Origin of the sequence: Thioclava sp. UBA3469 (assembly GCF_002378135.1) — a bacterium.
Lineage (GTDB): Bacteria > Pseudomonadota > Alphaproteobacteria > Rhodobacterales > Rhodobacteraceae > Thioclava > Thioclava sediminum.
Window position 1 is genome coordinate 1 of the sequence record NZ_DFRG01000015.1, and the last position, 9,214, is coordinate 9,214.

Here is a 9,214-nt window from a genome sequence, read left to right on the forward strand (position 1 = left end):
ATGATGAAGCGCAACCTGCGCAACATGTGGACGCGTTTCGCGATGACGCGCTCGGAGGTGCAGACGCTGCACGGCGCTCTGCGACAAATTCTCCGCCCGCGCGACTGACGCTTGGTCAAAGACGCCGCTTGCGCCATCTTGGCAGCATGTGGCGCGTGATCCGGGTCTCAGTATTGGCACTTCTGGCGGGTGGGCTTTTGGGTCTGCTCGCGCTGTTGTGGTTCTACCCGGTGCTGGCGGCGGGGCTGTGCCCGCGCTGTTTCGGGATGGACCGGGCCGCGCCGGGCATTTTCGTCGAACATGAGATGAGCCGCGCAGAGCGGCGCGATCTGGTCGAGACGGTCGATGCGGCGCGCGACACCGTCGGCCAATTCTATCCGACGCGCGAAGCCCATACCCGCATTCTCGCCTGCACGAGCGATGCCTGCGACCGCCGCCTTGGCGGACGGGGGGCTGCGGCGGTGACCTATTCGCTCGGGGCCTGGGCGGTGGTTCGCGTGGCTCCGCGCGGGCTGACCGAGACGATCCTCGCCCATGAGTTGACCCATACCGAGACCCATGCCCGGCTGGGCGTTCTGGGTCAGGTGCGCGGTCGGATGCCCGCGTGGTTCGACGAGGGGCTCTCGGTGCTGGTCTCGAACGATCCGCGCTATCTCGGGCCGGGCTCGGGCATCGAGCGCTGTCAGGCGCTGCCGCGCGCCGACCTGCCCAGCTCGCCTTTCGACTGGGCGCCGCAGGCCGGGCGCGACAACGGGCTTTACGCCGAGGCCGCCTGCGCCGTGCTGATCTGGGAGGCGCATCAGGGCGGGCCGGAGGCCATCCTTGCGCGGCTGGAAGACGGGCGCAGCTTTCCCTGAAACGCAGCCATGCGCGCGGCTTGCGCGGATTGCCCTTGACCTGAGGGCGTGTGCGCAGAAAAAGGGGCCATGGCACAGGCAAATCTTCATATCGACCTCGACGCAGTGGTCAGCAATTGGCGCGCTCTCGATGCGCAATCGGGCGCGGCGACGCGCACCGCGGCGGTGGTGAAAGCCGACAGCTACGGCTTGGGCGCAGGGCGCGTGGCCCCGGCTTTGTATCAGGCCGGTACGCGGGACTTCTTCGTCGCGCTGGCCGAGGAAGGCGCAAGGCTGCGCCCGCATCTGGGCGAGGACGCACGGATCTACATCCTCGGCGGTCATATGGCGGGCGATGCGGGCTTCCTGCGCGACGCGCGGCTGATCCCGATGCTGAACTCGGCCGAACAGGCGCAGCGGCATCTGCAGGCGATCCCCGACAGCCCCGTGGGCGTGCAGCTCGATACCGGGATGAACCGGCTCGGGATGGAGGCAGCCGAGTGGCAGGCCACCGCCCCGCAGCTGATGGAGCGCGGGATCGAGCTGGTGATGAGCCACCTCGCCTGTTCCGACGAGCCCGAGCACGAGATGAACGCCAAGCAGCTGACCGAATTCAAACGGATGACCGACGGCATGGGGCTGAGCCGCTCGCTCTCGGCGACGGGCGGTATCCTGCTGGGCCCGGACTATCATTTCGACGTGACGCGGCCCGGCATTGGGCTCTATGGCGGGCGCCCCTTTGACGACGCACGCCACGTCGCGACCCTGTCGCTGCCGGTAATCCAGACCCGCGTGGTCCAGCCCGGCGAGACCGTGGGTTACGGCAACACTTGGACCGCCGAGCGCGAGACGAAGATCGCCACGCTCTCGGCGGGCTATGCCGACGGGATCCACCGCGTGCTGTCGAACATCACCGCGCTTTACGCGGGCGATACGCCCTGTCCGCTGCGGGGCCGTGTCTCGATGGACCTGCTGACGGTGGATGTGACCGATCTCGATACGGTGCCCGACACGCTCGATCTGCTGGGGCCTCATCAGGGCGTCGATACGCTGGCCGATCTGGCGGGCACGATTGGCTATGAGATCCTGACTTCGCTCGGTCCCCGCTACGCCCGGAATTACGCGGAGCCCACCGCATGAATGCAGCGGCGCTCAGCCGACCGCTGGCCGCGCTGGGGCGGGCCACGCTTGCGCTGATGGCGGCGACGGGGCGGCTGTCGCTCTTTGTGGGCGAGACGCTGAGCCACCTGCTGCGTCCGCCCTTCTACCTGCGCGAATTCTGGCTCGCGTGCCTCAATATCGGCTGGCTGTCGCTGCCGGTCGTGGGGATGACGGCGCTGTTCACCGGCGCTGCGCTGGCGCTGCAGATCTACGCGGGCGGCGCGCGCTTCTCGGCCGAACAGGTCGTGCCCTCGATCACCGCGATCGGCATGGTGCGCGAGCTGGGCCCGGTTCTGGGCGGGTTGATGGTCGCCGCGCGGGTGGCCTCAAGCATCGCCGCCGAGATCGGCACGATGAAAGTGACCGAGCAGATCGACGCGCTCACCACGCTCTCGACCAATCCGATGAAATATCTCACCGTGCCGCGCGTGCTGGCCGCGACGCTTTGCGTGCCGATGCTCGTGGGCGTGGGCGACGTGATCGGGATCATGGGCGGCTGGATGGTCGGCGTGAACCGCCTCGGCTTCAACTCGGCCACCTATCTCAAGAACACATGGGACTTCCTTGAATTCTGGGACGTGGGATCGGGCCTCGTGAAGGGCGCGGCCTTCGGCTTCATCGTGGCCACGATGGGCTGCTATCACGGGATGAATTCGGGCCGCGGCGCGCAGGGCGTGGGCCGGGCCACGAAATCCGCGGTGGTCGCCGCCTCGGTCGCGATCCTCGCCGCGAATTACGTGCTGACGGAGGCCTTCTTCTCGGCATGATCACCCTCGACGCCATAACCCGGAGTTTCGGATCGAAACACGTCCTGCGCGGCGTCGATCTGGTGGTGCCGACGGGGCAATCCACCGTCATCATCGGCGGCTCGGGCACCGGCAAATCGGTGCTGCTGAAATGCATCCTCGGGCTGATCGAGCCCGATGGCGGCAAGATCACCCTCGACGGGATCGACGTGCATGAGGGCGAGCGCGACGCGTTCCTCGCCCGCTTCGGGATGCTGTTTCAGGGTGGCGCGCTGTTCGACAGCTTCTCGGTCTGGGAGAACGTGGCCTTCCGCCTGCTGCGCGGCGCGCTGAAGCGGCCCAAGGCGGAGGCACGCGAGATCGCGGTGGAGAAGCTGCGCCGCGTGGGCCTGTCGCCGGATGTGGCCGACCTGTTCCCGGCGGAACTGTCGGGCGGGATGCAGAAACGCGTGGGCCTTGCCCGTGCCATCGCCGCCGAGCCCGAGATCATCTTCTTCGACGAACCCACGACCGGGCTCGACCCGATCATGGCCGGCGTCATTAACGAGCTGATCCGAGAGATCGTTACCGAGATGGGCGCGACCGCGATGACGATCACCCATGACATGTCCTCGGTCCGGGCGATTGCCGACCGCGTTGCGATGCTTCACGCGGGCAAAATTCGCTGGGAAGGTCCGATCGCGGAAATGGACGAAACTTCAGACCCTTACGTCCAGCAGTTCATCCACGGACGCGCCGAAGGACCGATCGAAACGCTTCGTTAACACACAGGCTGCGGAACCAAGCGAATTTCCGCGCATTCTCCCCAAGTGCTTGATCCACCAACGAGACTCAATCTCGGACCGGAACTGGCCGCTATCTTCAATATGGGAACAGGGGGGAGGTCACATCATGCAAACCGAACAGGTAGGAAGCGCCAATCTAGACCGTTTCAACGCGGCGATTGGCCAAACACTCACCGTCACTGTCGCAGTCACCGCACTCGCCGCCATCGGCGCGGTCGCGGCAGCCTCGCTCGGGTTGATGCCGTGGCTCAGCCTCGAGGCGCAATTCGGCGAAACCGCCCTGCCCGATTTCGGTGTCTGGCTGCAGGTGGGCGCGGCCTTGCTGGCACTGATCCTGCTGCTTTATCTGCCCTCCTGTTCGCGCGTGTCCAAGCTCGAAGGCAGCCACCGCCGCTTTCATGTCGGCATGGATGACGTGGCCCGCGCCTATCGCAGCGCCCACGACTCCGACCGCGCGGGCGTCTTCGCACTCTCGGGTGAATTCGACGCCGTACGCGAGCGGATCACCCATCTGCGCCAGCATCCCGATCTGGGCGGGCTGGAGCCGGAACTGCTGGAACTGGCCGCGCAGATGAGCCTGCAGTCGCGCGATCTCGCTGAGGTCTATTCCGCCGAGAAAGTCAAACGCGCCCGCGCCTTCCTCGAACAGCGCCAACAAGAGGCCGAGACTCTGAGCGATCAGATTTCTGTCGCCCGCCGGACCTGCTCGGAGCTGCGCGAATGGCTGACCGATGTCGAGACCGAAGAGCGCGAGGTCAGTGCCGAGTTCAGCCTGCTGGAGCGCGACCTGCGTGACATCCTGCCGCTGCTGGGCTACGAAATCGAAGACGGCCCGCAGCCCAACGTGGTGCCGATCGCGAAGAAAGAATCCAAGTCGTAACGGGGCCTGAGCGCCCCTTGGGGTGAGCGCCGGCCGATGCTGAAATACGCCAATCTGGCGCTCTTGCTACTCTTCCCCCTCGCCTGGGCCGCGCCGCTTCTGCGCGCGGGGCTGTTGCCCTTCTTCGGGCTGGAGGAGATTTCGGTGCTCAGTGGGTTGCAGACGTTGTGGCGGACCGATGTGTTCCTCGCCCTACTCGTCAGCTTCCTCGCGCTCTTTGCCCCCTATCTGAAGGTGATCGGCGTCGCGCTGATCCAGTTCGATCTGGCCGCGCCGCGCCTGCTGCCCGCGCTCAATATCCTCGGCAAGCTGGCGATGGCCGACATCTTCCTGATCGCGATCTATATCGTGGTGGCGAAGGGCGTGGGCGTCGGGCGGCTCGAGACGGCCTGGGGGCTGTACCTGTTTACCGGATGCGTCGCGGCCTCTTTCGCGATCTCGCATCTGGAAATGAAAAAGGCGCCGCGAGGGTGATCCCCCGGGCGCCTTTCGCGTCCTTTCAGCCGATCAATGGACCGAGACCGGGTCCAGATCGTTCTGCCGGGCCAGCGAGAAGGCCAGCTTGCGGTCCTTCACCAGCGCGAGCCGTTCGCCATCGCTGTCATGCACCGCATAGAGGTGATCGACATCGTCCAGCTCGGCCCGGATTTCCTCGGGCAGATCGACGACCGCGACTTCGCGGACATAGACGATGGGATGCTCGGCATTATCGCCGAAATCATATTCCGTATTCATTGCGCGTTTCCTTTCCTGCCTGTTCATTTCCGCTCGATCGGGATGGTCTGCACGATCGTCTCGGGCGGGGCCCGGTTCAGATCGACATGTAGTAGACCGTTCTCGATCGTCGCGGCTGCGACCTCGACCCCTTCTGCGAGCACGAAGCTGCGCTGAAAGGCCCGTGCGGCGATCCCGCGATGTAGGAACAGGCGTTCGCTGTCCTCTTCGCTTTGACGGCCGCGGATCACCAAAGCCCGGTCTTCGAGCGTGATCGCGAGGTCTTCCTCGCGGAAGCCTGCCACTGCGAGCGTGATGCGGAACGCATCCTCGCCGCGTTGTTCGATGTTATACGGCGGATAGGCATCCGATCCCTTGGCGGTGCGTTCCACCAGCCGTTCCAGCTGGTCGAAGCCCAGCAGGTAGGGATGTGCGCCAAAACTCAGTTTCGTCATTCGGCAAGCCCTTGATCAAGCGACGTTGCAAGTTCGGGCCCCGATCTTCGGCAGCCCACTTATCAAATATGGGCGGCGTGGAAGCCCCCTGCAAGACCCCGCCGACCATTTACGCTGACGGCAAATTTTCTCCTAACCCGTTCGAAACCTGTTATATTGACCCTCCCACCTGACCGCCTTGGCCGAGTCGGGCGGATGATATTTTGCGCAACCAGAACCGGACGATACGGATATGAACGCCCATCTCGAGATGGATCATGAAGAAGTGCTGCGGGTAAAACTGGAAGTGCTGCGCCGCGAACACCGCGATCTGGACGAGGCGATCCTGGCGCTCACGCAGGCGGTGCATTCCGATCAGCTGCGCCTTGTGCGGCTGAAAAAGCAAAAGCTGGCTCTGAAGGACGAGATCGCGCGGATCGAAGACCAGCTCACCCCCGACATCATCGCCTGAACCTGACCTCCAACCAATCCGATCGGCGCCTGCGCGCCTCCGGGGCTTGCCGCGACGGCACAGATTCCTATAGTGCGCGCTCCATCTGCAAAGGGGGCGTCATGAGCGTGAAAGTGGGAATCATCATGGGCAGCCAGTCCGACTGGTCCACGATGAAAGAGGCGGCGGAAATTCTCGACGAACTCGGTGTGGAATACGAGGCGAAGATCGTCTCGGCCCATCGCACTCCCGACAGGCTCTGGTCCTATGGCAAGACGGCCGTGGAGCGTGGGCTGCACGTCATCATCGCAGGCGCTGGCGGTGCGGCGCACCTGCCGGGCATGATGGCCTCGAAGACCCGCGTTCCGGTGATCGGCGTGCCGGTGCAGACCCGGGCGCTCTCGGGCGTCGACAGCCTTTATTCCATCGTTCAGATGCCCAAGGGCTTCCCGGTCGCGACCATGGCGATCGGGGCTGCGGGCGCGGCTAATGCCGGTCTGATGGCGGCGGGGATCTTGGCCGTGTCGGACGAGGCTCTCGCTAAGCGGCTCGACGACTGGCGCGAGAAGCTCTCGGCCTCGATCAAGGAGGAGCCGGAAGATGAGTGAGCCCCTGCCCTATGGATCGGTGATCGGCATCCTCGGCGGCGGTCAGCTGGGCCGGATGCTCTCGGTCGCGGCCTCGCGTCTGGGCTACAAGACCCATATCTTCGAGCCGGGCGCGAACCCGCCCGCAGGCGACGTGGCCCATGCGGTGACCACCGCGCCCTATGAGGACGAGGCCGCGCTGCGCGCCTTCGCCGAGGCTGTGGACGTCATCACCTATGAATTCGAGAACGTGCCGACCTCGGCGCTCGATCTGCTGGAAAGCCTCAAGCCGATCCGCCCGAACCGCAAGGCGCTCGCGGTCAGTCAGGACCGTCTGGTCGAGAAAGCCTTCCTCAACGATCTGGGCCTCGCCACCGCGCCTTTCGCCGCCGTGGACGATATCGAGGACCTGCAGGAGGCAATTGCCGAAATCGGCTGCCCCGCGATCCTGAAGACCCGCCGTTTCGGCTATGACGGCAAGGGTCAGGTTGTGATCAACGCGCCCGAAGAGGCCGCCGCCGCGCTGGAGGACATGAAGGGCGCGCCCGCGATCCTCGAAGGCTTCGTGGAGTTCTTCAAGGAGATCTCCGTGATCGGCGCGCGCGCCGAGGATGGCGCGATCTCCTGCTACGATCCGGGCCAGAACAAGCATGAGGGCGGCATCCTGCGCACCACGCTGGTCCCCGCCGCGATCACCGACAACCAGCGCACCGATGCGGTTCTGCTGGCGGCCAAGATCCTGAACAAGCTCGATTATGTCGGCGTGATGGGGGTCGAGCTGTTCGTCACCCGCGACGCGCTGATCGTGAATGAGATCGCCCCGCGCGTGCATAATTCCGGCCACTGGACGCAGGCGGGCTGCGCGGTCGATCAGTTCGAGCAGCATATCCGCGCGGTGACCGGCTGGCCGCTGGGCGACGGCTCGCGCCATTGCGATGTCGAGATGGAGAACCTGATCGGCGACGACATGGACCGGGTGCCGGGACTGGCGAAGCTCGCGCGGTATCAGGTGCATCTCTACGGCAAGGCCGAGGTGAAGCCGGGCCGCAAGATGGGCCATGTGAACCACATCCTGTAAGTGAAAAAGGCGCCCATCGCGGGCGCCTTTCTCTTATGTCGTCACCGCACGCCTGCCCGTGGGGTGGCGCTCGGACGCTTTGAGCGGCAGCGTTTAATGCCAGCTAAACCCCTCCGAAGCGGGAGCGTTGCGCGCGGGTGACGATGCGCCAGCCCGCCGGAACGGGCAGGCGCGCGCCCTGCGGCTTCGCCGCGCACCGGGCGAGATCTTCTATAGTCCGCCCGGCGCCTTTCTCTTATCTCACGATCACTTCGCGGACCAAGTGAAGCGCGTGCCCCACGGGTCGGCCACGCTGTCACCATAGGCTTCGCGGAAGGCGGCGAGCGGTTCTGCATGGGCCTTCAGCCCCACCTCGACCAGACCGGTCGCGGGCTGGTGACGTTCCTTGGCGCCGCGGCTATTCCAGACATTGGTGGCGAGGTGGTGGTGATAGCCGCCCCAGCCGTGGAAATTCGCCCCCGGATAGCGGGCCATCACATCCGCGCCGAGCGTCTCGGCGTAGAACGGCTCCGCCGGATCGAGCGCGCCCACCTGAAGGTGAACGTGGCCGATCACCGTGCCTTTCGGCGCACCGCGCCACGGGCCACGGGCCTCTACCATCACGTCGCGCAGGTCGATCGGATCGGTCACCATCGCGATCATCCCATCCTTGCGCGGCCAGTCCTCGCGGGCGCGGTCCCGGTAGATCTCGATGCCGTTGCCCTCGGGGTCGTGCAGGTAGACCGCCTCGCTCACGAGGTGATCGGACGCCCCGTCGAGCCGGATGCCGGTCTCGGCGGCGCGGGTCAACCAGGCACCCAGATCGGCCCGCTCGGGCAGCAGGAAGGCAGTGTGAAACAGCCCCGCTTCCGACCGGCTCGATTTGCGCGCCGATGCGTCGGCCTTGAGGATCACAAGCACCTTGCCGTCGACGCCGTAGCGCGCCTCGGTTGCGTCGCCCGAGATCCGCTCCAACCCGAGCACGCTCTCGTAGAACGCGCCCACCGCCGGGAGGTCATGGACCACGAGGGTCACATGGCCGATTTCAACATTTGCGTCACTGGTAGCCATCGTCTCCTCCTGTCACTTCAGTTTGGTCGGGCGCAGCGCATAAAGGCCGTCACCCAGAGCCGCGAGCGCGAATTGCACGATGGCCCACATCACCGGGTATTCCCAGCCACCGCCCTGGTTCGAGAAGCCGAAGCCGTTGCCCCAGTGTGCAGTGAAGGCCGCGCCGAGCAGGATGAACCCGAGCCCGAAGGATACGATCCGCGCATAGATGCCGGTGATCAAGGCGATACCGCCGAGAATTTCCGCCGCCATCGTCAGGATGCCGAGCCAACCGGGCAGGCCCAGCGATTCAAAGAAGCCCATCGTGCCGGCCGGGGTGAAGACGAACAGCTTCGTCAGCCCGTGGACGAGGAACAGAGCGCCGGTCAGAAGGCGCAGGACGAGGATGCCGTAAGGGGCGAGTTTGGTGTCGATCATGGTCTATCTCCTGTAACCGCACTCCCTGTGCGGTGTGTTCGCGATACAGCGAGGAAATTAGCCATTCCGTTCGCG

The 9,214-nt window shown here is 65.3% G+C and carries 13 protein-coding genes; 9 read left to right on the forward strand and 4 right to left on the reverse strand.

Features of this window, described 5'->3' with window-relative positions; genetic code table 11:
* Positions 1 to 128 precede the first annotated feature (128 nt).
* The 6 genes from B3D39_RS01185 to B3D39_RS01210 all read left to right on the forward strand — a co-directional run bounded on the left by B3D39_RS01185 (position 129) and on the right by B3D39_RS01210 (position 4,882).
* Entirely contained in the window at positions 129 to 857 is a 729-nt protein-coding gene (locus B3D39_RS01185) for a hypothetical protein (protein ID WP_286789304.1), read from the forward strand.
* A 69-nt stretch (positions 858 to 926) separates the two neighbouring features.
* Positions 927 to 1,976, forward strand: coding sequence for an alanine racemase (gene alr / locus B3D39_RS01190; protein WP_274963441.1), 1,050 nt, complete (start codon positions 927 to 929; stop codon positions 1,974 to 1,976).
* Positions 1,973 to 2,764, forward strand: a complete 792-nt coding sequence (locus B3D39_RS01195) for an MlaE family ABC transporter permease (RefSeq protein WP_078520812.1) — start codon at positions 1,973 to 1,975, stop codon at positions 2,762 to 2,764. The genes alr and B3D39_RS01195 overlap by 4 nt, the downstream gene beginning before the upstream one ends.
* Positions 2,761 to 3,507 (forward strand): ABC transporter ATP-binding protein, encoded by a 747-nt coding sequence (locus B3D39_RS01200; protein WP_274962945.1) that lies wholly within the window; start codon positions 2,761 to 2,763, stop codon positions 3,505 to 3,507. Before B3D39_RS01195 ends, B3D39_RS01200 begins: the two co-directional genes overlap by 4 nt.
* A gap of 127 nt (positions 3,508 to 3,634) precedes the next feature.
* Entirely contained in the window at positions 3,635 to 4,408 is a 774-nt protein-coding gene (locus B3D39_RS01205; protein ID WP_244176646.1) for a DNA repair protein, read from the forward strand.
* 36 nt (positions 4,409 to 4,444) lie between these two features.
* Positions 4,445 to 4,882 carry a paraquat-inducible protein A gene (locus B3D39_RS01210; RefSeq protein ID WP_078520814.1) on the forward strand — a complete coding sequence of 146 codons (438 nt, stop codon included), beginning with the start codon at positions 4,445 to 4,447 and terminating at the stop codon, positions 4,880 to 4,882.
* A 33-nt stretch (positions 4,883 to 4,915) separates the two neighbouring features.
* Here B3D39_RS01210 and B3D39_RS01215 read toward each other — a convergent pair whose 3' ends face one another.
* Both B3D39_RS01215 and B3D39_RS01220 read right to left on the reverse strand, forming a co-directional pair.
* A complete protein-coding gene (locus B3D39_RS01215) occupies positions 4,916 to 5,143 on the reverse strand; it encodes a DUF1150 family protein (RefSeq protein ID WP_078520815.1) in 228 nt (75 codons plus the stop codon).
* Between the two features lie 23 nt (positions 5,144 to 5,166).
* Positions 5,167 to 5,577, reverse strand: coding sequence for an Hsp20 family protein (locus B3D39_RS01220; protein WP_078540722.1), 411 nt, complete (start codon positions 5,575 to 5,577; stop codon positions 5,167 to 5,169).
* A gap of 232 nt (positions 5,578 to 5,809) precedes the next feature.
* Here B3D39_RS01220 and B3D39_RS01225 point away from each other — a divergent pair, with 232 nt between their 5' ends.
* The 3 genes from B3D39_RS01225 to B3D39_RS01235 all read left to right on the forward strand — a co-directional run bounded on the left by B3D39_RS01225 (position 5,810) and on the right by B3D39_RS01235 (position 7,672).
* Positions 5,810 to 6,028: a YdcH family protein gene (locus tag B3D39_RS01225; RefSeq protein WP_078520817.1), complete on the forward strand. Its 219-nt coding sequence runs from the start codon at positions 5,810 to 5,812 to the stop codon at positions 6,026 to 6,028.
* A gap of 101 nt (positions 6,029 to 6,129) precedes the next feature.
* The gene (purE, locus tag B3D39_RS01230; RefSeq protein ID WP_274962944.1) at positions 6,130 to 6,615 is read left to right on the forward strand and encodes a 5-(carboxyamino)imidazole ribonucleotide mutase; all 486 of its coding nucleotides are present in this window, start codon (positions 6,130 to 6,132) and stop codon (positions 6,613 to 6,615) included.
* On the forward strand, positions 6,608 to 7,672 hold the full coding sequence (locus B3D39_RS01235; RefSeq protein WP_274962943.1) for a 5-(carboxyamino)imidazole ribonucleotide synthase: 1,065 nt from the start codon (positions 6,608 to 6,610) through the stop codon (positions 7,670 to 7,672). Before purE ends, B3D39_RS01235 begins: the two co-directional genes overlap by 8 nt.
* A gap of 246 nt (positions 7,673 to 7,918) precedes the next feature.
* Here B3D39_RS01235 and B3D39_RS01240 read toward each other — a convergent pair whose 3' ends face one another.
* Positions 7,919 to 8,722, reverse strand: coding sequence for a VOC family protein (locus tag B3D39_RS01240; protein ID WP_274962942.1), 804 nt, complete (start codon positions 8,720 to 8,722; stop codon positions 7,919 to 7,921).
* 12 nt (positions 8,723 to 8,734) lie between these two features.
* Positions 8,735 to 9,139, reverse strand: coding sequence for a DoxX family protein (locus B3D39_RS01245; RefSeq protein WP_078520821.1), 405 nt, complete (start codon positions 9,137 to 9,139; stop codon positions 8,735 to 8,737).
* Between the last annotated feature and the right edge of the window lie 75 nt (positions 9,140 to 9,214).

Bases quoted from the DNA above. Each gene is read 5' to 3' on its own strand.
- B3D39_RS01210 (WP_078520814.1), top strand. From the start codon at position 4,445: ATGCTGAAATACGCCAATCTGGCGCTCTTGCTACTCTTCCCCCTCGCC.
- B3D39_RS01200 (WP_274962945.1), top strand. From the start codon at position 2,761: ATGATCACCCTCGACGCCATAACCCGGAGTTTCGGATCGAAACACGTC.
- B3D39_RS01205 (WP_244176646.1), top strand. From the start codon at position 3,635: ATGCAAACCGAACAGGTAGGAAGCGCCAATCTAGACCGTTTCAACGCG.
- B3D39_RS01220 (WP_078540722.1), bottom strand. From the start codon at position 5,577: ATGACGAAACTGAGTTTTGGCGCACATCCCTACCTGCTGGGCTTCGAC.
- B3D39_RS01225 (WP_078520817.1), top strand. From the start codon at position 5,810: ATGAACGCCCATCTCGAGATGGATCATGAAGAAGTGCTGCGGGTAAAA.
- B3D39_RS01215 (WP_078520815.1), bottom strand. From the start codon at position 5,143: ATGAATACGGAATATGATTTCGGCGATAATGCCGAGCATCCCATCGTC.
- B3D39_RS01195 (WP_078520812.1), top strand. From the start codon at position 1,973: ATGAATGCAGCGGCGCTCAGCCGACCGCTGGCCGCGCTGGGGCGGGCC.
- B3D39_RS01245 (WP_078520821.1), bottom strand. From the start codon at position 9,139: ATGATCGACACCAAACTCGCCCCTTACGGCATCCTCGTCCTGCGCCTT.
- alr (WP_274963441.1), top strand. From the start codon at position 927: ATGGCACAGGCAAATCTTCATATCGACCTCGACGCAGTGGTCAGCAAT.
- B3D39_RS01235 (WP_274962943.1), top strand. From the start codon at position 6,608: ATGAGTGAGCCCCTGCCCTATGGATCGGTGATCGGCATCCTCGGCGGC.
- B3D39_RS01240 (WP_274962942.1), bottom strand. From the start codon at position 8,722: ATGGCTACCAGTGACGCAAATGTTGAAATCGGCCATGTGACCCTCGTG.
- purE (WP_274962944.1), top strand. From the start codon at position 6,130: ATGAGCGTGAAAGTGGGAATCATCATGGGCAGCCAGTCCGACTGGTCC.